Below are 22,472 nucleotides of genomic sequence, written 5' to 3' on the forward strand. Positions count from 1 at the left end.
TGAATTGCCGCAACAATATTGCGCCAGGAGCCGCTGACGACGCAATTTCGCAAACCTGTTGCGCGGCAGGCTTCCTACCATGCGGTTATCTATTCCCTTATGGAGCTGCCGCCATGGAAGCCAACCCGCGCCGCGTCGAACACCAGCAGACCGACAAGGGTTACGTGCCGGTCTATACCACCGCCGTGGTGGAGCAGCCGTGGGACAGCTACAGCGCCGACGACCATGCCACGTGGAGCACGCTGTACCAGCGCCAGCGCGAGCTGCTGGTCGGCCGTGCCTGCCAGGAGTTCCTGGACGCGCAGGACGAGATGGGCATGAGCGAGCACATGATCCCGCGCTTCGACCAGCTCAACGAAGTGCTGGGGGCCGCCACCGGCTGGACCCTGGTCGGCGTGGAAGGCCTGCTGCCGGAACTGGATTTCTTCGACCACCTGGCCAACCGCCGCTTCCCGGTGACGTGGTGGATCCGCCGCCCGGACCAGATCGACTACATCGCCGAGCCGGACCTGTTCCACGACCTGTTCGGCCACGTGCCGCTGCTGATGAACCCGGTGTTCGCCGACTACATGGCCGCCTACGGCCGTGGCGGGGTCAAGGCGCATGCGATCGGCCCGGAGGCACTGCAGAACCTGACCCGCCTGTACTGGTACACGGTGGAGTTCGGCCTGATCAACACCGCCGACGGGCTGCGCATCTACGGCGCCGGCATCGTCTCGTCCAAGGGCGAATCGCTGTACTCGCTGGAGTCGGCCGCGCCCAACCGCATTGGCTTCGACCTGGAGCGGATCATGCGCACCCGCTACCGCATCGACACCTTCCAGAAGAGCTACTTCGTCATCGACGGCTTCGAGCAGCTGATGGCCGCCACCGACCCGGACTTCACCCCGATCTACGCGCGGCTGGCCGCGCAGGAGCATTTCCCGGCCGGTGACGTGCAGGACGGCGACCGCGTGTTCCAGCGCGGCACCGGCGAAGGCTGGGCCAGCGACGGCGACGTCTGAGCCACGCAGCGCCTCCACGCTCCCGGGGACCGCGACCGCCGGCACTCACTCCGCCGGCGATTGCATCCGCGGCGACGGCGTCGGCCGGGCTCCGCGGCGCCCGCCGTACTTGCGGTTCAAGCCGTAGCCGATGAGCACGGCCACCAGCACCGGCGCCACCCACGGGAACAGCTCGATCAGCAGCGGCGGCACCCGCGTGTGCGATTGCAGCCACTGCCACACCGGGCGCATGCCGATGCTCAGGAACGCCACATGGGTGGCAATGCCCGCCCCCAGCATCGACTGGTAGTGCTGGCGGAACGCCCAGTCCGGCCGCCCCGGGCCACGGCGGCTGAAGTTCCACATGCGCCAGCCTGCCCACAGGCCGATCACCGAAAAGCCCAGGAACAGCATCTGGCCGCGCTGCACGCCCACCACCAGCACCGCCCCTGCCAGCAGCACCATCGGCCACAACGCCAGCTTCCAGCCCACGCGCGCCACCATCTGCTTCCAGTCGCGCTTGTCGGTGACCGCCCGCCACGCCAGCCAGCTGGCATTGCCGGTGATGGCGATCAGGTACGCCAGGAACAGCGCAGTCAACGGCTGGTGGCGGAAGAAGGCGAACTGCACGGTGATCGGCACCGCGGTGACCACGATGGCGGCCATCGCCCCCAGGTACACCTTGCCGAGCAGGCGGTGGCGCGGTGAGCCCTTCTTCATCAGCGCCGCGGCCCAGAACCCGGCCAGCGCGACCACACCGGCCACCACGTGCAACATGACGATCAACGAATATCCAGGCATGACGGCGTTCTCTCCAGGCAATGCCGTCCGGATGCAACGGCTGGTGCACAGGCTCGCGCAGGCGACGGCGCACGGGCAGTCGCCGCGGTCACCCGCGGACCCTGCCGGAAGTCACTTTCTGCATCCACCCCCTTGCCGCCGGCGCTGCGCGCCACCAGCATGCCGGCATGGAAATCGGCCCTCTGCCGCGCTGGCGCGGACTCCTCCACCCCCTCAACCTCGCCGGCCTGCTCACCTGGCTGGCGGTGGCCTTCACCCTGCGCTACGGCGAGGCCGCGCAGCTGCCGTGGCGCTGGGGCTGCGCGGCGGTGTTCCTTGCAGCCTTCCTGGTCGCCACCGCGCTGCCGCACCGGACCTGGCGGCGCAAGGTGTTGCTGCTGGTTGAAGCGGTGAGCGCGCTGGCGCTGATCCGGCTGGCCCACTACAGCGGCGTGGCGCCGGCCCTGCTGGTGATGCTGGCCGCGCAGATCGCCGCCACCTGGCCGCTGCGCATCACGCTGCTGCTCATCGCCGCGGTGAACGTGGGCATGTACCTGGTCCTGCGCGACGTGCACGCGCATGCCGGCGCGGTGGTGCTGATCTTCGCCGGCTTCCAGGCCTTCGCCATGCTGACCACCCACTACGCGCACAGCGCCGAGCAGGCACGCGACCGCCTGGCACTGGTCAACGCCGACCTGCTCGCCACCCGTGCCCTGCTCGCGGAAAGCTCGCGCGATGCCGAACGGCTGCGGCTCTCGCGCGAACTGCACGATGTGGCCGGCCACAAGCTCACTGCGTTGCGCCTGCAGCTGCGCGCGCTGGCCGGGCGCAGCGACGCGCCGGCCGAGCTGACCCTGTGCGAGCAGCTTTCGGCCGAACTGCTGGGGGACATCCGGGCGGTGGTGCATTCCCTGCGCGACGGCGGCCAGCTCGACATCGCCACCGCGCTGCATGCGCTGGCCGCACCGCTGCCGCGGCCCCGCCTGCACCTGGCGATGGACGAGGCGGTGCAGGTGAGCACCACCGCCAAGGCCGAAACCCTGCTGCGCTGCGTGCAGGAAGCGTTGACCAACAGCGCCCGCCATGGCGAAGCACAGGTCCTGCAGGTGACACTGCACCAACACGAAGGGAGATTGCTGCTGGACATGCACGACGATGGCAGGCTGCGCGGCCAACTGCGCGAAGGCAACGGACTGACCGGCATGCGCGAGCGCGTGGCGGAGCAGCACGGCACGCTGGAACTGCAACGCACCGCCACCGGCGCGCTGCACATCCACGTGGAGCTTCCGGCATGAGCAACGTCCCCCGTATCGCCCTGGTCGACGACCAGGCGCTGATCCGCGCCGGCCTGCGCGCCTTGCTGCAGCAGCAGGGCGTGGAGATCGTGTTCGAGGCCGACAGCGGCCAGGCCCTGCTGGAGCAACTGCCGCACCAACCGGTGCAGCTGATCGTCTCGGACATCCGCATGCCCGGCATGGACGGCATCCAGGCACTGCAGGCACTGCGCGAGCGCGGCGACGCCACGCCCTGCCTGTTCCTCACCACCTTCGATGAAAGCGACCTGCTGCTGCGCGCCACCGACGCCGGCGCACAGGGCTTCCTGCTCAAGGACGCCGCGCCGGAGGATCTGCGCCAGGCCATCGACCGCATCATCGCCGGCACCACCCTGCTGCAGCCGGTCAGCACCGACCCGGTGCGGCAGCGCTACCGCTATCACGCCGATGACGCGCCGAAGGAGCTGTTCAGCCAGAAGGAAGTGGCGGTACTGCGGTTGATGGCCGGCGGCTACAGCAACCGCGAGATCGCCGGCAGCCTGTTCCTGGCCGAGGGCACGGTGAAGAACTACGTCTCAACCATCCTGGACAAGCTGGACACCCGCGACCGCACGCGGGCAGTGCTGAAAGCGATCACGCTGCGGATCATCTGAGGCGCACGCCTGACCGCCCCCGCCCTTGCGTAGCAGGGGAGCACCGGGGAGGGATGCCTTTCACGACGCACCCAACCACCGCGCCAACAGCAACCCCTCCCCAACCCTCCCCTTTGCTCCGCAAAAGGGAGGGGGCAAAAGCGCCAGCTCCGCAACCTGCGCTCCCACGCAGAACCGCCCCCTCCCTTGCGCAGCAGGGGAGCACCGGGGAGGGATGCCTTTCACGACGCACCCAATCACCGCGCCAACAGCAACCCCTCCCCAACCCTCCCCTTTGCTCCGCAAAAGGGAGGGAGCAAAAGCGCCAGCTCCGCAACCTGCACGCACACGCAGAACCGCCCCCTCCCTTGCGTAGCAGGGGAGGGCCGGGGAGGGGTGCCTTTCACGACAGACCCAATCACCACGTCAACCGCGCGCCCTCCCCCCAACCCTCCACCGTTGCTCCGCAAAGAAAGGGAGAGAGCAACAGCAGCCGCCGCACCTAGCCGGCGCTGCGCACTTCCACCGTCACGTGCACGATCTCCTCATGGATCGACAGCGCGCGGTGGAACACGTCCGCACCGACACCCGGCGCGGTCACCACTTCCATCGCGCAGGAAAAGCGCCCACGACCCACCTGCCAGACATGCAGGTCGCTGATGCGCGCCGGTACGTCGCCCTGCTCCACCGCTTCGCGGATCTCGGCCACTACCGGTGCATCCATCTCCGCATCCAGCAGTACGCGGCCGGTCTGGCGGATCAGTCCCCAGGCCCAGACCGATACCAGCGCCGCGCCGACGATGCCCATCAGCGGGTCCAGCCAGGACGCGTTGAAGTACAGCCCGCCCAGCAGGGCGATGATCGCCAGCACCGAGGTGGCCGCATCGGCCAGCACGTGCAGGTAGGCCGAACGCTGGTTCAGATCATGATGGTGGTGGTGATGGTCGTGTCCGTGATGGTGACCGTGGTGATGGTCGTGACCGTGGCCATGATGGTGGTGCGCGTGCTGGTCGCGCAGCCACCACGCGCACAGCAGGTTCACCGCCAGGCCCACCACCGCGATCGCGATGGCCTGCTGGTAGTGGATGGGGCTGGGCTTGAACATCCGCGCGATCGACTCGAACGCCATGATCCCGGCCACGCCCAGTAGCAGGATCGCGCTGGTGTAGCCGGCCAGGATCTCGATCTTCCAGGTACCGAAGGCGAAGCGCGGGTCGTCCCGGTACCGCCGCGCGCAGGCATAGGCGAACGCGGCCAGCCCCAATGCCAAGGCATGCGAGCTCATGTGCCAACCGTCGGCCAGTACCGCCATCGAGTTGAACCACCAGCCACCGGCGATCTCCACCACCATCATCACGACGGTCAGGGCCATGGCCCGGCGCGTGTTCTTCTCCGCCATCGGGTTGCCGTCGCTGAAGGCGTGGCTGTGCTGGCGGGACTGGGCAAGGGTTTCAAGGTTCATCATGGCGGCCTTCTCATATACCCCCATAGGGTATACGATCCCGACCATGGCACATATCCAACGTGACAGGAAGAAGCTGCTCGCCCGGGTCCGCCGCATCGCCGGCCAGGTGGCCGCGCTGGAACAGGCGCTGGAAGCCGGCGACGACTGCGACGCCGTGCTGGTGCAGATCGCCGCCGCCAAGGGCGCGATGCACGGGCTGATGATGGAAGTGATGGCCGGTCACCTGAACGACCATGTCGTCACCGAGAAGGACCCGGCCAAGCGCGCCAGCGAAGCCGAGGTGCTGCTGGACCTGCTCAAGCGCCACGCCAGGTGAGCAATGGCACGCTGCAGGTGCGGCCTTGGCCGCGAAACACGTCGCGCTTCAGGTTGCTGCGGAGCATGCAACCGCATTGATCCCTTTGTCGGCGTTGGCCGACGCATCACCAGCTTCGCAGCCAAGGCCGCTCCGACAGAAAATCCGCACGCCTTTCGCGCTGCCGGGTGCTGGCGGTAGTGCCGAGCCATGCTCGGCAGGCGCCGTCCCGGCCCAACCACAGCGCAGCATGGCGGCGCTCTACACGGGATTGTGGCTGGTCTGCGCCCAGATGCTGTCGGTATGGCCCTGCTGCAAGCGCAGGCGCGTGCGCCGGGCGATGTACAACAGCACCGGCACCGACAACAGCGCAGTCACGTCCACCGGCCAGCTGCCGGCATGGCTCCATGCACCGCCGATGCCCCACACGCCGGCCAGGCTCGACAGCGGTATGGCCAGCGTGAACACCGCGCTGGCCCACAGCAGTTCCACCGCACCGCGTGATGCGCCGCGCAGGAACGCCCAACCGATCGCGGCCACGAACACCGCGTAGTAGATACCGGTGTGCCACGCCTTCAGATCCGCCACCAACGCGGGCAACCATTTGGTTGCGGCGAGGCTGGCGGAGATGCCGGCCACGCAACCCAATGACACGCCCACCGTCAGGCAGCCCAGCACCCAGCCCGATAGTTTCTGCGCGGGCATCTCCGGCCCCTTGCGCTTGCGTCGCCGCGATTCCACCCACAGCAGGTTGCCGGTGTAGAACAGCGCCGCGCCGGCCAGGCCCATCAGCACGTACAACCAGCGAACCGGGGTACCGCCGAAGCTGCCGAAATGCAGCATGAAGAACGCATTGACCGATTCATCCCAGCCGGACATGTGGCCGGGCAGATCATGCGGGTCCACCTGCCCGCTGTACGGGTCCAGATGCGTGCTGGCGTACAGCCGCGCACGCGTGCCGTGGCGCACGTCCAGCCCGGTTACCGTCGCCTCGACATGCCCGTCCTTGCGCTGGAAACCGAAGCCCTGCACGTCGAAACCGGGCAACTGCACTTCCACCCGGCGCAGCAGTTCGGCCGCCGGCAACACGCGTGCACCGGTGGGCGCGTCGTCGTGTTCTTCACTCCACTCGATGCCGTCCGGGTACACCACCGCGCCCTGCGCGCCGTAGAACGGGTCATGGAAGGCGAACACCACGCTGGTCAGCGCGATCACCAGGTGGAACGGCAGGCTGAACAAGCCCAGCGCGTTGTGCGCGTCCAGCCACATGCGCTTGATGTTCTTGCCGATGCGCAGCGCGAACACGTCCTTGGTCAGCGTCGGCAGCAGCACGATCAGGCCCGAGATCAACGCCACTGCATAGGCCAATGCCACCGCGCCCATGATCGGCCGCGCCACCGCATCCGGGAGCGGCAGCCCGACAAGCTGGTGAAGCGTGTCCACCAGCTGCGCCACCGGCGCCTTGCGCGTCTGCTCCACCTGCAGGCTGCCATCGGCGGCAAAACTGGCGGCGTATTCCTTGAACTGACGACGGCCGCCGGTGCGTTCCTGCCAGTACACGCGCGCCGGCTGGTCGGCACCGGGTTTGACCGAAATGAAGTAACGCGCCGCAGCCTTGGGATGCTCGGCCAGCACCGCTTCGACCAGCGCATCGGCGCGCTCCAGCGACGGTGCGGCGGCCAATGTCGATGGCGGCGTTGCCCAGCGCTCCAGCGGCTTCTCGAACATGGTGACCGAGCCGGCATAGAAGGCGATGAACAACATCAGCCCGCAGACGATGCCGATCCAGATATGGACGTCCTTGTAGACCTTGATGATGTCGCTGCGGATCTTCATGCCTGCGTCCTCACGCCATCACCCAACGCGTCAACCACAACAAGCCGAATGCGGCCACATTGGCCGCGCCCAACCACAACCATGCGCGCAGGCTGTCGCGGAACAGATAGACGAAGGACAGCACCGCCGCCCAGATCGGTGCCATCAGCCACATGTTGAACTGGTTCTTGCCGCCGCCCGCGCCGATGCCGTCCGGCCCCAGCCAGGCGAACAGGCCGGACAACGCCAGCGCCAGGCCGAAGCCCAGCACCACGCCGGCACAGGTCTTGCCGAGCCAATGGCGGCTTTCCAGCCGCACGCGCGCCTGGCTCATGCTGCCCTCCGCGCACGCACACGGGCGCGCCACGCGCCCAGAAATGGTGCGATGGACCACACCAGCGTCAGCAGCACCAACCACGCCGATATCGCTTCAAGCGGCGCCATCAACTGCCACATCGCCAGCAACGAGACGACCGCAAGCACGCTGCCAGGCCACCACGCATGTCGCGTTGGCCACGGCCCTGCGGCGCGCAATTGTTGTTGTGGCGAAGCGACGTACAGCAGCATTGCCGCAGCGGTACCCACGACGGTGGCGGTGATCGCCAGCAGCAGGCTCATCGCGCGACCTCGCCGGGTTGGAGGATGGTTTTCATTCGGTCTGGCTCAAGGGCTGGCGATGAAAGCGTCCATCGGGTTAGCCGATGGACGCACGGCGCATTACCAACTGAAGCGCGCGGTGGCGGTGACGGTGCGGCCGGTGCCGTAGTAGCAGGAAGACACGCCACCGCAGGTCGAGACAAAACGCTTGTCGGCCAGGTTGCTGACGTTGAGTGCGAACTGGGTTCCCACCCGGCCGTGATGGCCGACGTCGTAACGGATGGCCGCATCCCACAGCGTGTAGCCCGGAATCAGGTACAGGTTGGCGCTGTCGCCATAGCTTTCGCCGTTGTAGCGCACGCCTGCGGCCAGGCTCAGCCCTTCCAGGCCACCGGCCTGGAACGTGTAGTCAGCCCACAACGCGGCGGTCCAGTCCGGCACCATCGCCAGCTGCTTGCCGATGTAGCCGTTGTTGCTCTTGGTGACTTCCGAATCCATCCAGCTGGCGGCACCGATCACGCTGAAGCCTTCCAGCGGGGTGATGCGGCCTTCCAGTTCGATGCCGCGCACGCGGCCTTCGCCATCCTGCACCTGACACTGGCTGTTGCCGGCGGTGCCGCAGGTGTTGTGCGTGAGGTCCGGATCGTTGGTGAGGATGTTCTGCTGGCGCAGGTCGTAGGCCGAGAACGTCAACAGGCCATCGAATGACGCCGGCTGGTACTTGATGCCCGCTTCCCACTGCTTGCCGGTCACCGGGTCGAACGCCGACAGCGTGTAGCTCATGTTGGTGTTGCTGCCCGAGGGCTGGAACGACTCGGCGTAGCTGAGGTACGGGGTCAGCCCGTTGTCGGCCACGTACAGCACGCCCAGGTTGCCGCTGAAGGCTTCTTCCTCGCCGCGGGTGCGGATACGGGCACCGTAACGATTGGTGGCCACGGTGTAGCTGCGGGTCCAGGTGTCGTCACGGGTCCAGTCATAGCGGCCGCCAAAGGTCAGCCGCCACTTGTCCAATGCAACCTGGTCCTGCAGGTACACACCGGTCTGGCGGTTGATGCCACCGGAGTAGCTGATGCTGGTGGTGACCGGCACGTAGTTGGTATAGACCGGGTTGAAGATATCGATGTCGCGCGGGTTGACCATCGCACCACGCGCGCCGGTCCAGTCGGCCTTCTGCCAGTCCACGCCGATCAGCAACGTGTGCTCGGCCGCGCCGGTGCTGAACTTGCCGGTGATGCGCGTATCGACGGTTTCTCCCTTGGAGTCGCCCTCGCCCCAGGTGGCGCGCCGCTTCTGGGTGCGCCCGTCGGCGTTGAGGCCACCATTGGTCACCACGGTGCGGAACAGGGATTGGACATCGGTATGGCGCGCGCTCTGGCTCAGCATCCAGTTGCCGTTGAAGCTGTGCTCGAACAGATAGCCGGCGGTCCAGATGGTGCGGTCATAGGTGTTCCAGCCGGGCTCGCCGATGAAGGTGGTGTTCTTCATGTGGCCGTAGGGCGTGGCCACCAGCGTGCCGTCCATCGGCAGGAACTGGTAGGTCGAACCGCCGTCGTCCTTCTGGTAGAGGCCGAGCAGGGTCAGGCGCGTCCGTTCGGCGATCTGAAAGGTGTAGCTCGGGGCCAGGAACCAGTGCTTCTGTTCGGTGTGGTCGATCTGCGTCTCACCATCGCGGTACAGGCCGACCAGGCGCAGCAGGTGGCGGTTGTCGCCGGTGCCGGTGCCCACGTCGAAGGCAGTGTTGTACTGGCCGTTGCCGTCGATGCCCAGGCGCAGTACCTGCTGCTGGTCCGGCGTCGGCGTCTTGCTGACCTGGTTGACCATGCCACCCGGAGCCACCTGCCCGTACATCACCGCCGACGGGCCCTTGAGCACTTCCACCCGCTCCAGGTTCCAGCTGTCGACCATGGTGCGGTTCCATTGGCTGCCCTGCGGCGCGCGCATGCCGTCAACGGTGACATTGTTGGACCAGCTGCCGGCATCGAAGCCTCGGATGCGGAAGTCATCGACGCGGTTGTCGATGCCGCTGCTTTCCAGGGTCACGCCGGCCACGTAGCGCATGGCCTCGTTGAGGTTCTGCACGCCACGGGCGTCCAGCTCCTCGCGGGCGATCACCGAGACCGACTGCGCGGTCTCGGCCACCGCGGTATCGGTCTTGGTCGCGCTGGAAGCATGCGAGGTGGTGCGGTAGGCGTTGACGTGGACGGCATCGAGCGTCCGCGCCGGGTCCGCGGCCTCGGCCAGCTCGGGACCGGCGGCAAGGGCGGTGAAGGGGGAAAGGGCCATGGCGACGGCCATGGACAGCAGCGCCGGACGGGCGGCACGGAAACGAGGGAGGGACACGGCATCAACCTGCGGTGGGGCGAGGATTGGCTGACTGCGCGCGGCAGCGGCTGATGGAGCAACATTGTACGAACAAGAATCATTCTCAACAATGATCCAGATCAATCCAACCGCCAACCGCCTGAATACCACTGACCGGGCGAAGTCACGCCCGCCATGTAAAATGCTGATTTTTTAGTCAGGACCCATGGCGAAAGCTTCCCAACGGGCGCCCGTGCTGGGCCCGGCGTTCATTCGCCTGCTGGCCCGCTTCAAGGACGATGCCACCTCGCCTACGGCGCCGGACGTGTCGGCGCGGCTGGCCACGTGGTTTGACTGGAACCGCGCCATCACCCTGTCCCGCGCCCTGGACAACCCGCCTGCACCCGCACCGGACGGCGCCACCTTCGACCAGGACCACGACGCCGACTGCACCCGCGTGCGGGACCGTCTGCTCCAGGCCATCCATGCCGAGATCGCACCGGTCGCGCCCGTCGATGCCGCCGAGCCCGACCCGTACGCGCCCTACCGGCAGCATTACCAGGCCCAGCAGCGCGCCATGCAGACCGCCACCGGCAACCTGCGTGGCCGGCTGCGCGACATGCTGGCCCGGCAGTCCCCGGCCAAGGCCCGCCTGGCCGAGGTCGACGCAGTGATGGAAGCCACCCTCAGCCCGCGCGAACACACCCTGCTTTCCCATGTGCCGGCCCTGCTCGGCCTGCACTACCAGCGGCTGCATGACAGCGCCGCCAGCGCCGATGCCCAGGCATCGGCCACCACCACGGCCCTCTTCCTCCAGGACCTGCGCACCGCGCTGCTGGCGGAACTGGAGGTCCGTTTCCACCCCATCGAAGGCCTGCTTGCAGCGCTCCGCACCCGGTAACCCGCTCCCTATGTCCAGAAACCTCGTCGCAATCGTCGTCTTCCTCGTGGGCCTGCTGGCCGTGTGCTGGATCGGTGTCGGCTATGCAGGCACGCACCCGCTGGCCGCGGTGGTCGCCGCGGTCATCGCCGCCTGCTACCTGGCCGGCGCGTATGAGCTGTTCCGCTACCGCCAGGCCACCACCACGCTGGTGCAGGCACTGCCGGCCATCGCCGACGGCGCGGACAACCTGGACGGCTGGCTGTCGCGGCTGGCCCCCAGCCTGCGCAACGCGGTGCGCCTGCGCGTGCAGGGCGAACGCGTCGGCCTGCCGGCCCCGGCCCTGACCCCGTACCTGGTCGGCCTGCTGGTGCTGCTGGGCATGCTCGGCACCCTGCTCGGCATGATGGCCACGCTGCGCGGCACCGGCCTGGCGCTGGAAAGCGCCACCGACCTGGACGCCATCCGCAGCTCGCTGGCCGCTCCGGTCAAGGGCCTGGGCTTCGCCTTCGGCACCTCGATCGCCGGCGTCGCCAGCTCGGCCGCGCTGGGCCTGTTGTCGGCGCTGTTCCGCCGTGAGCGCGCCCAGGCCGTGCAGGAACTGGATGCCGGCATCGCCGCCCAGCTGCAGGTGCATTCGCCGGCCTTCCAGCGCAATGAAACCTTCCGCCTGCTGCAGGAGCAGAACGCGCTGATGCCGGCCCTGGTCGATCGCCTGCAGGCGATGATGGGCAGCCTGGAACACCAGCAGCACGGCAACAACGAACGCCTGCAGGCCAACCAGCAGGCGTTCCACGAGCGCACCGAGGCCGCGTACTCGCAGCTGGCCGCCTCGCTGCAGGCCGCCATGCAGGACGGCATCCGCCACCAGGCCAACGCGGTGGGCACGGCCCTGCAACCGGTGGTCGACGCCACCATGCAGGGGCTGGCCGAACGCTCCAACGCCCTGCATGCGGCCATCGACGATGCGGTGCAGAAACAGCTCGACGGCCTCAACACCGTGGTCCGCGAGGCCGCCGCCGGCGCCAGCGACAGCTGGAAGACCGCACTGGCCGAACAGCAACGCGCCAACGCCGCGCTGACCGGCGAACTGCAGCAGGCCCTGCAGCAGTTCAGCACCGGCTTCGACCAGCGCGCGAGCGCCCTGGTCGACGGCGTCGCCACTCGCATGGAAGACAACACCCGGCGCACCGCCGATGCCTGGACCGCCGCACTCACCCTGCAGCACGGCACCCACGATGCCCTGGCCCAGCGCAACGAGCAGGCGCTGCTCGCCGCTTCGGACAGTTTCCAGGGCCACGCCCGTTCGCTGGTCGACGCGCTGCGCCAGTCGCACGACGAACTGCAGGCCGCCTTCGCCGCACGCGATGAACAACGCCTGGGCAACTGGTCGCAGGCCCTGTCGGCGATGGTCGAACGGCTGGACCAGAGCTGGACGCACAACGGCGCGCAGGTCGCCGCCCGCCAGCAGCAGATCTGCGACACGCTGGCACAGACCGCGCAGGCCATGGGCGAGCAGTCGCAGGCGCATGCGCGCGACACCCTGGCCGAGATCTCGCGGCTGGTGCAGACCGCTTCCGAAGCGCCGCGCGCGGCCGCCGAGGTGGTCGCCGAGCTGCGCCAGAAGCTGTCCGACAGCATGGTCCGCGACACCGCGATGCTGGAGGAACGCGGCCGCCTGCTGTCCACGCTGGAAACCCTGCTCGACGCGGTCAACCACGCCTCCACCGAACAGCGCAGCGCCGTCGATGCCCTGGTCAGCACCTCGGCCGACCTGCTGGAGCGCGTCGGCAGCCGCTTCAGCGCGCAGCTGGAAGACCAGACCACCCGCCTGGACGGCGCCGCGGCCCAGGTCACCACCAGCGCGGTGGAAATGGCCAGCCTGGGCGATGCGTTCGGCACCGCCGTGCAGTTGTTCGGCCAGTCCAGCGAGGCGCTCAGCCAGCGCCTGCAGCTGATCGAGACCGCGCTGGACAAGTCGCTGGCACGCAGCGACGAACAGTTGGCCTACTACGTCGCCCAGGCGCGCGAGGTCATCGACCTGAGCATGCTCTCGCAGAAGCAGATCATCGGTGAGCTGCAACAGCTGGCAGAAGCCCGCGACGGCAGCGGGGCCTGAGTGGCATGAGCGACGAGATCGAGTTCGACGCCGAATCCACTGCCACCACCTGGGCCGCGTTCGGCGACCTGATGTCGGTGCTGCTGGGTGCATTCGTGCTGATCCTGGCCAGCGTCATCGGCATCCAGCTGCTGCTGCACAACCGCCTGGACGAGGAAGTGAAGCAGCGCCAGGCGCAGACCGCCAAGCTCAAGACGCTGGAGCAGGCACTGGCCGCGCCGATGGCCGCCGGCCGCATCACCGTCATCGACGGCCGCATCGGCATCAGCGGCAACGTGCTGTTCGCGCTCAACTCCGACCAGCTGCAACCGGAGGGCCGCGAGCTGCTGCAGAGCATCGCCGGCCCGCTGCGTGAGTACCTGCACGCACGCGAGGAGATCCTGATGGTCAGCGGCTTCACCGACAACCAGCCGGTGCGCGTGGCCAATGCCCGCTTCGCCGATAACCTGGAACTGTCAGCCGCGCGCGCGCTCACCGTCACCCGCACCCTGATCGCCGATGGCGTGCCGTCGGCGTCGGTGTTCGCGGCGGCCTTCGGTGCCGAGCAGCCAGTCAGCCCCAACGATGACGAGGCCGGGCGTGCGAAGAACCGCCGCGTTGAGATCGCACCGATTCCGCGGCCGCATACCGATGGCAAGGCCGATGCCCGCTGATCCGGCGGTGTACGCACGGTTGGATGCGTGGCGCACCCAGGGCGCCGACCGCATCGATCCGCTGCGCTTTGGCCTGATCGACGCACTTGCCCGCCGTGCCGGTGCCTACGACGGCGCGGTCCGCACACAGCTGGAAGCGCGCCTGTCGCAGCTGCTCGACGACTACGCCGGGATCGTGCAACGGCACGTACCGGACACGGCCGCCGGCGAGGACGCGCCCAGCCCGCTGCGGCAGCTGATCACGCTGCTGACCACCGAGCCGCTGCAGTACCAGCTGCCGTTGAATGCGGCCGGCCGCACCGAGGCGGCGGCCGAGGACACCGGCGACGGCACCGCGCTGCCGGTACTGGACGAGTTCCAGCAGCTGTGGGGCCGCATCCGCATCGAGAGCCTGCTGCGGCAATGCCTGGATGCCCTGCCCGAAGACGCCGGCCCGCTGCATTCCAGCGTGCTCACCTACCGTGCCATGGCATTGATGCAGGAGATTTCGCCGGACTACCTGCAGCACTTCATCGCCTATGTCGACGTGCTTACCTGGATGGAGCCGCTCAGCGGCAACGACACCGCGCCCGAGCCCAGCCGCAGCGCCAGCAAGCGCAAGGCCGCCCCGCGGAAGAAGAAACCGGCGCCGTAGGCCGCGATTTCGCCCCGGCAGGCGCCACGCACGCCTCCCCTGTGCGCATGAATGCGCACAGGGGGCCGAATACTGTGGACCGGTTGGCGTTTCACCACGCCGTCTACACATCAGGGATGAAAGGCTGCACGTGACGGCTCGCCCGTCACGTCATCCCCCCGATGACGCCCTCTTGGTTGCAGAGCCCAATCTGCAACGAACCGGCCGCTGGCCCTGCCAGTGCGGGACGCCCGAAAGGCTCGTCGTGAACCGGTGTTTCGTCGCCTCCCCTGCTCCGGACCCGCCCGCGTGACGGCCAGACGCCGCTGCCACGGCCTTGCGGTCGCGGCAACGGCGGGTCCTTGAAACCGGCTTACAGCGCGGCGGTATCGACCAGCACCAACTCCGAATCCTCCAGCGCGCGGATGGTGATGCTGTCCTCGCCGGTGATGGCGGCGCCGTCTCGGGCATCGAGCGGCACGCCGTTCACTTCCACCTTGCCGGTGTTGGGCACCAGGTAGCCGTGGCGGCTGGCGTCGCTGAAGCGGTACTCGGTGCTTTCACCGGCCTTGAGCGTGGCACCGGACACCCGCGCATTGGCACGGATCGGCAACGCGTCGTCGTCGCCTTCGATGCCGCTGGCCAGCGTCACGAAGCGGCCGCTGCGCTCGCCCTTCGGGAACGGCTTGGTGCCCCACGACGGCTTGCCACCGCGCTCATCCGGGAAGATCCAGATCTGGAAGATGCGGGTGATGCCCGGCTCCAGGTTGTACTCGGCGTGGCGGATGCCGCTGCCGGCACTCATCACCTGCACGTCGCCGGCCTCGGTGCGGCCCTTGTTGCCCTGGTCGTCCTGGTGGCTGATGGCACCCTCGCGCACGTAGGTGATGATCTCCATCTCGGCGTGCGGATGCGGCGGGAAGCCGGTGCCGGGCTGGATGGTGTCGTCATTCCAGACCCGCATCGCACCCCAGTTCACGCGCTTGGGGTCGTGGTACTCGGCGAAGGAAAAATGATGCTTGGCATCGAGCCAACCATGATTGGCTCCACCAAGGCTGGCAAACGGGCGACGTTCAATCATGGCGTTCTCCTGGGAAACAGTGGTTTGTCGATGGGCGCCAGTCTAGGCCTGCCCCGCAATGCAGAGAATAGAAACAATGGAAAGTCATGCTTTCCATTTCTGCGATACTGCGCGCAACGCCCTGCCCTGGATGCCCGATGAGCCGCCTGCCTGATCTTGAAGCCTGGGCCATCTTCGCCAAGGTGGCCGAAGCCGGCTCCTTCGCCCGTGCCGCCGAGGAGCTGTCGCTGTCGCAGGCCACCGTCTCCAAGGCCATCACCCGGCTGGAGGCGCGCGTGGGCACGGCCCTGCTGCACCGTACCTCGCGCCGGGTCTCGCTGACCGACGCCGGCCAGGGCGCGCTGGAGCGCGCCGTGCGCATCCTCGATGAGGGCGAGGCCATCGAATCGGAGGTCGCCGAGCGCTCCACCGCCCTGCGCGGCTTGATCCGCGTCGCCGCACCGATGTCCTTCGGCGTGGCCCGGCTGGCCCCTCTGCTGCCGGCGTTCATGCAGGCCCATCCGGACGTGGAGCTGGACCTGCAGCTCAGCGACGACATGGTCGACATGGTCGCCGAACGCTTCGACATGGCCCTGCGCATCACCAACCTGGCCGATTCCAGCCTGCGCGCGCGGCGCCTGTGCCAGGTCCGCATCCTGCTGGTGGGCGCACCGGCCTACTTCGCCGCGCATGGCCGTCCCCGGCATCCGCGCGACCTCGCCCGGCACCGGGGCTTCCAGTACAGCTACACGCGCGGCGGCAACACCTGGCGCTTCCGCCACGCACGCCACGGCGAGTTCGCGCAGACCGTGCCGCGCCCACTGCAGGCCAACAACGCCGAAGTATTCGCCCCCGCGTTGCATGCCGGTCTTGGGCTGGCGCTGCAGCCGGAATTCCTGGCCTGGGAAGACCTGCGCGCGGGACGGCTGGAAACGGCGCTGGACGACTGGAAGGTCGAACCGTTGGCGCTGAGCATCGTCACCCCGCCGGGCCTGCGCCGGCCCGCACGCGTGCAGGCACTGATCGACTACCTGGCGCAACGCCTGGAAAAGGAGCCATGGGCCCTCCAGGCGACCTGATGCCCGCGGGGGCTACCGGGTCGTCGGATACGCCAGCATCACCACCAGGTCCTCGTCGCCGGTCTGCTGCAGGGCATGCGTGCTGCCACTGCGGGTAAGCAGCGCGTGGCCGGGGCCCACTTCGTACTGCTGGCCGTCAAGCACGTACAGGCCACGCCCGCTGACGATGTAGTAGATCTCGTCCTTGTGCTGCGGGTGCAGGCCGATGCCTGCGCCCCTGTGCAGCACGCGCTTGCGCAGCACGAACGGCAGGTCGCCGACCTCGGCGAAGAAGGAGTACGCGGTGGTCGGGCCGGCGCCGCCATGCGGCCCGGGCTGGGTGCGGGCAATGTCCTGCTCGCGGATCACCCGCGAGCCGTGCGCATCGACCGCTGCTTTGGCCGGAGCCACGGGCGCGGCGACGGCTGCCGTCGTGGCGGCGGGCGCTGGCGGTGCACTGATCGCGCCGCAATCGATGTCGCGTTGCAGCCCCTCCCGCATCCGCGGCTGCAGCTCGACCCAGCCACGCATCACCAGGCAGGCCACCGCGGTCGCGCCGGCGCTGCTGAAGTGGGTGCCGTCCGCCTTGCCCTGCGCCGGCACGAACATGAAGTAGGGCCTGGCCCCCTGCTCGCCCAGTGCGCGGATCCACGCCATCGAGCGGGCATTGAGATCGATCAGCGCCACCTGCCGCTCGCGCGCCACCCGCTGCATGGCCTGGGTATAGCGACCATGCGTGTCCAGCAGCGCGCCGAAGTCGTACAGCAACCGTGCCGCCGGCGTGACCAGGATCGCCGTGGCCCCCTTCTCCCGCGCCACGGCGATGTAGCGCTCGAGGAACATCACGTAGTCGCCGTCCGGCGCGGTGTAGCGGCTGGGGTCCTCGAACTTGGCATCGTTGTGGCCGAACTGGATCAGCAGCACATCACCGGGGCGCAAGGCATGGCCGATCGCGTCCAGCCGTCCTTCGGCGATGAAGCTGCGCGTGCTGCGCCCACCCACCGCATGGTTGTGCACCTGCCATCGCGCCGGATCCAGCCAGCCCTGCAGCATCTGCCCCCACCCCGCCTGCGGTGCACGCTCCGGGCCGTAGCTGGCCGCGGTGGAATCACCCGCGATGAAGACCGCATGCGACGCATCTGCGGCAACGGTGTTGCCCGCCATGCATAGCAGGAGCAAGCAGGAAGAAATGAGCTTCATCAAAGCGACGCCTCCGACCGCCTGGCGGCCATGTAGGAGCGCCCTCGGGCGCGAAGCCGGCCCCTGATCCGGAGCCGGCAACCTCACTGCGGTTCCACGCCCGCAACCGGTAACAACAAGGGCGCCGCCCGGCGCCCTTGTCCGCCCGCAAGGGCATTACCGCAACACCAGGCGCTTACTTGCCCAGCACGCCCTTCACGTAGGCGACGATGTCCGCGTCCTGGGCGTTGTCGAAGAACGCCTTCTGGAAGCGCTCGCCGCCCACGGCCTGCTTCACCAGCTCCTGGTCGATGGCCTTCAGGCCTTCGACGAAGTCCTTCGACGCGCCCTGCTTCACCTGCGCCAGGATGCCGGCATTGGCCATCTGCGATTCCTTGCGCTCGGCCGGGTAGCCCTGGCCGCGCTCACCGGCGAACGCCTTCTCGAAGATGAAGCGGATGTTGATCTCCGCGCCCCAGCCGTAGCCCTTGGCGAACGGCAGCGCCAGCGCGTTGCCGTTGTTGACCTGGGCGAACAGGAACGCATCGGTCGGCTCGATGCAGTAGCCGCAGTACACGCCAGGCCAGGCATTGAGCGACATCATCGCGCCCTGCCCGGTGCCGCAGCCGGCGACCACGAAGTCCACGGCCTTGGCGTTGAGCAGCAGCGCGGCGCAGATGCCCAGGTGGATGTAGGTCAGGCGGTGGTCGTTGTCACCGTCCATACCCACGTTGAACACGTCATGGCCCTGTGCGGCGGCCACGGTGTTGAGCTGTTCCAGCACCACCGGGTTCTTGGCGGCCTGGCTGAATTCCTGCATCAACGCGATCTTCATTGCATGACTCTCTTGTATGGGGAAACGTTGTTGTTGATGAGTTGAAAGCCAAGGCAGAGGCTTCCCTCATCCGCCCCTTCGGGGCACCTTCTCCCGCACGCGGGAGAAGGGAAATCCGTGCAGCTCGCCATTGCTGCCTGGGCTGTCGCTTCAGCTTCAGCTTCAGCTTTGGCTTTGGCTTTGGCTATTGCAGTTGCTTTGGCTTTGGCAGTTGCTTTGGCTTCGGCTATCGCAGTTGCTTCGGCTATTGCTCTCCCCTCTCCCGCATGCGGGAGAGGGGTAGGGGTGAGGGCGCTTCCAGCTTTTCAGCGTTTGACGCCTTGGCTCTGGCCTTCCAGCCGTCACCTCATCACCTTCAACCCTCAGCGCGCCAGCCAGCCACCATCGACCGGGATGATCGCGCCGTTGACGTAATCCGACGCACTGGACGCCAGGAACACCGCAGTGCCACCCAGGTCTTCCGGCTTGCCCCAACGGCCAGCCGGGATGCGGTCCAGGATGGCCTTGTTGCGGTCTTCATCGGCACGCAGCTGCGCGGTGTTGTCGGTGGCCATGTAGCCCGGCGCGATCGCATTGATGGTCACGCCCTTGCCGGCCCATTCGTTGGCCAGCAGGCGGGTGATGCCGGCGATGCCGCTCTTGGAGGCGGTATAGGACGGCACCCGGATGCCGCCCTGGAAGGACAGCATCGAGGCGATGTTGATGATCTTGCCGCTGCCCTGGGCGATGAAGTGCTTGCCCGCGGCCTGGCTCATGAAGAACGCCGACTTGATGTTCACGTTCATCACGTCGTCCCAGTCCTTCTCGCTGAACTCCACCGCGTCGGCGCGGCGGATCAGCCCGGCGTTGTTGACCAGGATGTCCAGGCCACCCAACCCGGCCACGGTCTCGGCGACCACGCGCTCGACCGGTTCGATGCTGATCAGGTTGGCCTCGATGTTGAGGAAGCGGCGGCCCAGCGCGCGCACCTTCCCGGCGGTCTCCTCGGCCGGGACGATGCCGGCACCGGCGATGTCGGCACCGGCGGCGGCCAGCGCCAGCGCGATGCCCTGGCCCAGGCCGGTATTGGCACCGGTTACCAGTGCGACCTTGCCTTCGAGACTGAATGGATTCGTCATGGTGTTCCTCTCCCTGAGCGGTGGTTCGTGGGTTGCTGCCGGCAGCGTGGCCGGAGGGGTTGCGGTGGCTGCGTTTGGCGCCTGCCGCGGCGGGGTCCGGCCGGCCCGGGAGCACGGCTCCAGGGCGGGTTCGGGACGATTCTAGCGGTTATGGAAACCGGTGTCATTTTGCGCCGCAAGAATAAGCGTTTTCCTTTTGGAACAATTACTTGGGGGGTCAGTCCTGCGGTGGCTGGCAGGAATCGCGCACGACCAGGTGCGGGCGCACGCTGGCCAACGGCAGGGCACTCTTGCCCTCGGGCTGGATCAGCATCGCCGCGGCGGTGCGCCCGGTATCGCGGGTATTGCGCCGCACCGAGGTCAACGACGGCCACAGCCGCGAGGCCAGCGGGCTGTCGTCATACCCCACTACCGACAGCTCGCGCGGGATGTTGATGCCCGCACGCATGGCCACCTTGTACACACCGGCGGCCATTTCGTCGTTGCCGGTGAAGATGGCGGTCGGCCGCTGCTTGCCCAGCAGCAGCTTCTCGGCCGCGGCCACGCCCGACTCGAAGGTGTAGCCGGCCTCGATGATGCGCGCCGGCGGCAGCTCGATGCCCCGGTTCTGCAACGCCTCGATGAAGCCGGCGGTGCGCTCGTGCGCGGAGCGGTAGGCGGTCGGCCCGGTGATCAGCGCGATGTCACGGTGGCCCAGCGACAGCAGGTAGTCGGCGGCCTCGGCGGCGCCGTCGCGGTCGTGGGTGATCACCATCTGCGAGGTGTCATCCAGCGGCAACGCGGCGATGCGGGTGAAGCGGCAGCCGATCTCGTCGAGCATGTCGGCCAGCGCCTGGTCTTCGGAGGCACGCGGCACCAGGATCACCCCGTGCAGCTTCTGCTGCTGCACGAAGCGCTTCACCCCCTCGATGTAGCCGGGGCTGCGCGTGTCGCAGGGGTGCACCACCAGCTCGAAGCTGGAGCCACGCAGCGCGTCCAACGCGCCGTTCTGCATGTCCACCACGTACTGCGCGGTGGGGTTGTCGTAGACCATGCCGATCAGGAACGAACGCCGGAACGCCAGGCCACGGGCCAACGGGTCGGGCGCGTAGCCCACCTCACGCATCAATGCCTCGACCTTCTCGCGGGTGTCTTTGCGCACCAGCGGCGAGTTGTTGATGATCCGCGACACCGTCTTCTTGGAGACACCGGACAGGCGTGCGATGTCGTTGATCGTGGCGGGTCGGCCCAGGTTGTGGGCCGGGGCGTCGACGTCGGTCTTCTTGCGCAAGGCGAGGTCCTTGAAACCGTTCAATGCAGTCATTCTATCGGGCCGCGCTCGTTCCAGAGCGCGGGCGTGGGCGTTGCGGGAAGGCACCCCGGTGTTGCCGGCGGCAGGCTCATGGCCTGCACCGATGCCCGTTTGATCCCCGCCACATTGTGAGGGCAGTCGCGGCGCGCCATCTGAACGGGGCGCGCCGCCGTGCTGTACCCAACCGGGGGCGACATGCCTCCGGCAGCCACCGCCGGCGGGCACCTGGCCGGCGGCATCAACTACGCAGCAGCGCCGGCAGCCACAACGACATCTCCGGGAAGAACGTCACCGCCAGCAGCACGCCCAGGCCGGCCAGCCAGAACGGCCAGATGGTCTTCATGCTCTCACCGACGGTGATCTTGCCGATCGCCGTGCCGATGAACAGTACCGAGCCCACCGGCGGCGTCACCAGGCCCAGGCCACCGGTCAGCACCAGCACCAGGCCGAAGTGGATCGGGTCGATGCCGTAGGCCTTGGCCACCGGCAGGAAGATCGGCGTGCAGATCAGGATCATCGGGGCCAGGTCCATGAAGGTGCCCAGCAACAGCAGCATCACCACGATCATCAGCAGCACCATGTACTTGCTGTGCGCGAAGGACTGCAGGAACTCCACCGCCGCCGCCGGCACCTGCAGATAGGCCAGCAACCAGCCGAACACCGCCGCGGTGGCGATCACGAACAGGATCACGCCGGTGCTGCGCGCGGCATGCACCACGGTGGCCATGAACTCCTTCCAGCGCAGCTGGCGGTACAGCACGGTGGTCACCAGCAGCGCGTACACCACCGCGATCGCCGCCGACTCCACCGCGGTGAAGATGCCGGCGCGGATGCCGAAGAAGATCAGGCCGACCAGGCCCAGGCCCGGCAGCGCCGCGACCAGCCGCAGCAGTACCGCGCGCATGCCCGGGAAGGCTTCCACGCCGTAGCCGCGACGGCGCGCCACCACGTAGCCGGTCACCATCAGCACCACCGTCATCAGCAATGCCGGCACGATGCCCGCGGCGAACAGGTCGGCGATGGACAGGCCACCACCGGCCGCGGCCGAGAACAGGATCAGGTTGTGCGACGGTGGCACCAGCAGCGCCACCAGCGCCGCGGTGATGCTCACGTTGACCGCGAAGTCGCGGTCGTAGCCGCGCTTGACCATCTGCGGGATCATCGTGCCGCCCACCGCCGAGACGTCGGCGATCGCCGAGCCCGACACGCCACCGAAGAACAGCGAGGACAGGATCGACACCTGGCCCAGGCCGCCGCGCATGCGCCCGACCAGCGACGAGGCCAGCGAGATCAGGCGCTCGGAGATGCCACCGCGCATCATGATTTCACCGGCGAAGATGAACAGTGGAATGGCGATCAGCGAGGCCGAGCCGGTGCCGGCGGAGATCTGCTGCACCAGCACGATGCTGGGCAGGTCCAGGTACAACAGGGTGGCCAGTGCCGCGGCGGCCAGCGCATAGGCGACCGGCACGCCGATCAGCAGCAGTACGCCGAACACGGCGAAGAGGATTGCGATACCCATGG

The 22,472-nt window shown here is 67.9% G+C and carries 21 protein-coding genes; 9 read left to right on the forward strand and 12 right to left on the reverse strand.

The features are described from left to right. Positions 1-113: 113 nt before the first annotated feature. The gene (gene phhA / locus IB227_RS16965) at positions 114-1,004 is read left to right on the forward strand and encodes a phenylalanine 4-monooxygenase (protein WP_132862301.1); all 891 of its coding nucleotides are present in this window, start codon (positions 114-116) and stop codon (positions 1,002-1,004) included. Between the two features lie 45 nt (positions 1,005-1,049). Here the strand turns inward: phhA and IB227_RS16970 are convergent, their stop codons facing one another. Next, positions 1,050-1,784: a hypothetical protein gene (locus tag IB227_RS16970; protein ID WP_192288351.1), complete on the reverse strand. Its 735-nt coding sequence runs from the start codon at positions 1,782-1,784 to the stop codon at positions 1,050-1,052. 167 nt (positions 1,785-1,951) lie between these two features. On the opposite strand from IB227_RS16970, the gene IB227_RS16975 reads away from it, so the two are divergent. After that, positions 1,952-3,058, forward strand: a complete 1,107-nt coding sequence (locus IB227_RS16975; RefSeq protein WP_192288352.1) for a histidine kinase — start codon at positions 1,952-1,954, stop codon at positions 3,056-3,058. Further along, complete coding sequence (locus IB227_RS16980) at positions 3,055-3,690, forward strand: response regulator transcription factor (RefSeq protein ID WP_192288353.1); 636 nt, start codon at positions 3,055-3,057, stop codon at positions 3,688-3,690. Before IB227_RS16975 ends, IB227_RS16980 begins: the two co-directional genes overlap by 4 nt. Before the next feature lie 481 nt (positions 3,691-4,171). Here IB227_RS16980 and dmeF read toward each other — a convergent pair whose 3' ends face one another. After that, a complete protein-coding gene (dmeF, locus tag IB227_RS16985; protein ID WP_192288382.1) occupies positions 4,172-5,131 on the reverse strand; it encodes a CDF family Co(II)/Ni(II) efflux transporter DmeF in 960 nt (319 codons plus the stop codon). A gap of 46 nt (positions 5,132-5,177) precedes the next feature. Here dmeF and IB227_RS16990 point away from each other — a divergent pair, with 46 nt between their 5' ends. Then, entirely contained in the window at positions 5,178-5,450 is a 273-nt protein-coding gene (locus IB227_RS16990; RefSeq protein ID WP_192288354.1) for a metal/formaldehyde-sensitive transcriptional repressor, read from the forward strand. A 240-nt stretch (positions 5,451-5,690) separates the two neighbouring features. Here the strand turns inward: IB227_RS16990 and IB227_RS16995 are convergent, their stop codons facing one another. The 4 genes from IB227_RS16995 to IB227_RS17010 form a co-directional block, all read right to left on the reverse strand. Further along, on the reverse strand, positions 5,691-7,265 hold the full coding sequence (locus IB227_RS16995; RefSeq protein ID WP_192288355.1) for a PepSY-associated TM helix domain-containing protein: 1,575 nt from the start codon (positions 7,263-7,265) through the stop codon (positions 5,691-5,693). Positions 7,266-7,275: 10 nt separating this feature from the next. Further along, positions 7,276-7,578, reverse strand: a complete 303-nt coding sequence (locus IB227_RS17000) for a hypothetical protein (protein ID WP_192288356.1) — start codon at positions 7,576-7,578, stop codon at positions 7,276-7,278. Then, the gene (locus tag IB227_RS17005; protein WP_192288357.1) at positions 7,575-7,862 is read right to left on the reverse strand and encodes a hypothetical protein; all 288 of its coding nucleotides are present in this window, start codon (positions 7,860-7,862) and stop codon (positions 7,575-7,577) included. The genes IB227_RS17000 and IB227_RS17005 overlap by 4 nt, the downstream gene beginning before the upstream one ends. 99 nt (positions 7,863-7,961) lie before the next feature. Next, positions 7,962-10,181 carry a TonB-dependent siderophore receptor gene (locus IB227_RS17010; protein ID WP_318639558.1) on the reverse strand — a complete coding sequence of 740 codons (2,220 nt, stop codon included), beginning with the start codon at positions 10,179-10,181 and terminating at the stop codon, positions 7,962-7,964. Between the two features lie 187 nt (positions 10,182-10,368). Between IB227_RS17010 and IB227_RS17015 the strand changes: the two genes are divergently transcribed. The 4 genes from IB227_RS17015 to IB227_RS17030 are packed head-to-tail and all read left to right on the forward strand — an operon-like array spanning position 10,369 to position 14,428. Beyond that, positions 10,369-11,043 (forward strand): DUF3348 domain-containing protein, encoded by a 675-nt coding sequence (locus IB227_RS17015; RefSeq protein WP_192288358.1) that lies wholly within the window; start codon positions 10,369-10,371, stop codon positions 11,041-11,043. A 10-nt stretch (positions 11,044-11,053) separates the two neighbouring features. Beyond that, positions 11,054-13,141: a DUF802 domain-containing protein gene (locus IB227_RS17020; protein WP_192288359.1), complete on the forward strand. Its 2,088-nt coding sequence runs from the start codon at positions 11,054-11,056 to the stop codon at positions 13,139-13,141. Between the two features lie 5 nt (positions 13,142-13,146). Further along, on the forward strand, positions 13,147-13,794 hold the full coding sequence (locus IB227_RS17025; protein ID WP_192288360.1) for an OmpA family protein: 648 nt from the start codon (positions 13,147-13,149) through the stop codon (positions 13,792-13,794). Beyond that, positions 13,784-14,428: a DUF2894 domain-containing protein gene (locus IB227_RS17030; protein ID WP_192288361.1), complete on the forward strand. Its 645-nt coding sequence runs from the start codon at positions 13,784-13,786 to the stop codon at positions 14,426-14,428. The genes IB227_RS17025 and IB227_RS17030 overlap by 11 nt, the downstream gene beginning before the upstream one ends. A gap of 352 nt (positions 14,429-14,780) precedes the next feature. Here the strand turns inward: IB227_RS17030 and IB227_RS17035 are convergent, their stop codons facing one another. Continuing rightward, positions 14,781-15,488, reverse strand: coding sequence for a pirin family protein (locus IB227_RS17035; protein WP_192288362.1), 708 nt, complete (start codon positions 15,486-15,488; stop codon positions 14,781-14,783). 137 nt (positions 15,489-15,625) lie between these two features. On the opposite strand from IB227_RS17035, the gene IB227_RS17040 reads away from it, so the two are divergent. Continuing rightward, positions 15,626-16,546: a LysR family transcriptional regulator gene (locus IB227_RS17040; RefSeq protein WP_192288363.1), complete on the forward strand. Its 921-nt coding sequence runs from the start codon at positions 15,626-15,628 to the stop codon at positions 16,544-16,546. Between the two features lie 12 nt (positions 16,547-16,558). Here the strand turns inward: IB227_RS17040 and IB227_RS17045 are convergent, their stop codons facing one another. From IB227_RS17045 to IB227_RS17065, 5 genes are all read right to left on the reverse strand, one after another. After that, entirely contained in the window at positions 16,559-17,689 is a 1,131-nt protein-coding gene (locus IB227_RS17045) for a GDSL-type esterase/lipase family protein (RefSeq protein WP_225591940.1), read from the reverse strand. A 211-nt stretch (positions 17,690-17,900) separates the two neighbouring features. Further along, on the reverse strand, positions 17,901-18,539 hold the full coding sequence (locus IB227_RS17050) for an RpiB/LacA/LacB family sugar-phosphate isomerase (RefSeq protein ID WP_192288365.1): 639 nt from the start codon (positions 18,537-18,539) through the stop codon (positions 17,901-17,903). A 362-nt stretch (positions 18,540-18,901) separates the two neighbouring features. Beyond that, positions 18,902-19,657, reverse strand: a complete 756-nt coding sequence (gene kduD / locus IB227_RS17055; RefSeq protein WP_132862285.1) for a 2-dehydro-3-deoxy-D-gluconate 5-dehydrogenase KduD — start codon at positions 19,655-19,657, stop codon at positions 18,902-18,904. A 217-nt stretch (positions 19,658-19,874) separates the two neighbouring features. Then, entirely contained in the window at positions 19,875-20,927 is a 1,053-nt protein-coding gene (locus tag IB227_RS17060) for a LacI family DNA-binding transcriptional regulator (RefSeq protein WP_132862284.1), read from the reverse strand. A gap of 259 nt (positions 20,928-21,186) precedes the next feature. Continuing rightward, positions 21,187-22,470: a TRAP transporter large permease gene (locus tag IB227_RS17065; RefSeq protein WP_132862283.1), complete on the reverse strand. Its 1,284-nt coding sequence runs from the start codon at positions 22,468-22,470 to the stop codon at positions 21,187-21,189. Positions 22,471-22,472: the final 2 nt, after the last annotated feature.

The sequence above is a fragment of the Stenotrophomonas sp. STM01 genome, assembly GCF_014852135.1.
Classification (GTDB): Bacteria; Pseudomonadota; Gammaproteobacteria; order Xanthomonadales; family Xanthomonadaceae; genus Stenotrophomonas; species Stenotrophomonas capsici.

Bases quoted from the DNA above. Each gene is read 5' to 3' on its own strand.
- phhA (WP_132862301.1), top strand. From the start codon at position 114: ATGGAAGCCAACCCGCGCCGCGTCGAACACCAGCAGACCGACAAGGGT.
- IB227_RS16970 (WP_192288351.1), bottom strand. From the start codon at position 1,784: ATGCCTGGATATTCGTTGATCGTCATGTTGCACGTGGTGGCCGGTGTG.
- IB227_RS16975 (WP_192288352.1), top strand. From the start codon at position 1,952: ATGGAAATCGGCCCTCTGCCGCGCTGGCGCGGACTCCTCCACCCCCTC.
- IB227_RS16980 (WP_192288353.1), top strand. From the start codon at position 3,055: ATGAGCAACGTCCCCCGTATCGCCCTGGTCGACGACCAGGCGCTGATC.
- dmeF (WP_192288382.1), bottom strand. From the start codon at position 5,131: ATGAACCTTGAAACCCTTGCCCAGTCCCGCCAGCACAGCCACGCCTTC.
- IB227_RS16990 (WP_192288354.1), top strand. From the start codon at position 5,178: ATGGCACATATCCAACGTGACAGGAAGAAGCTGCTCGCCCGGGTCCGC.
- IB227_RS16995 (WP_192288355.1), bottom strand. From the start codon at position 7,265: ATGAAGATCCGCAGCGACATCATCAAGGTCTACAAGGACGTCCATATC.
- IB227_RS17000 (WP_192288356.1), bottom strand. From the start codon at position 7,578: ATGAGCCAGGCGCGCGTGCGGCTGGAAAGCCGCCATTGGCTCGGCAAG.
- IB227_RS17005 (WP_192288357.1), bottom strand. From the start codon at position 7,862: ATGAGCCTGCTGCTGGCGATCACCGCCACCGTCGTGGGTACCGCTGCG.
- IB227_RS17015 (WP_192288358.1), top strand. From the start codon at position 10,369: ATGGCGAAAGCTTCCCAACGGGCGCCCGTGCTGGGCCCGGCGTTCATT.
- IB227_RS17020 (WP_192288359.1), top strand. From the start codon at position 11,054: ATGTCCAGAAACCTCGTCGCAATCGTCGTCTTCCTCGTGGGCCTGCTG.
- IB227_RS17025 (WP_192288360.1), top strand. From the start codon at position 13,147: ATGAGCGACGAGATCGAGTTCGACGCCGAATCCACTGCCACCACCTGG.
- IB227_RS17030 (WP_192288361.1), top strand. From the start codon at position 13,784: ATGCCCGCTGATCCGGCGGTGTACGCACGGTTGGATGCGTGGCGCACC.
- IB227_RS17035 (WP_192288362.1), bottom strand. From the start codon at position 15,488: ATGATTGAACGTCGCCCGTTTGCCAGCCTTGGTGGAGCCAATCATGGT.
- IB227_RS17040 (WP_192288363.1), top strand. From the start codon at position 15,626: ATGAGCCGCCTGCCTGATCTTGAAGCCTGGGCCATCTTCGCCAAGGTG.
- IB227_RS17045 (WP_225591940.1), bottom strand. From the start codon at position 17,689: ATGGCGGGCAACACCGTTGCCGCAGATGCGTCGCATGCGGTCTTCATC.
- IB227_RS17050 (WP_192288365.1), bottom strand. From the start codon at position 18,539: ATGAAGATCGCGTTGATGCAGGAATTCAGCCAGGCCGCCAAGAACCCG.
- kduD (WP_132862285.1), bottom strand. From the start codon at position 19,657: ATGACGAATCCATTCAGTCTCGAAGGCAAGGTCGCACTGGTAACCGGT.
- IB227_RS17065 (WP_132862283.1), bottom strand. From the start codon at position 22,470: ATGGGTATCGCAATCCTCTTCGCCGTGTTCGGCGTACTGCTGCTGATC.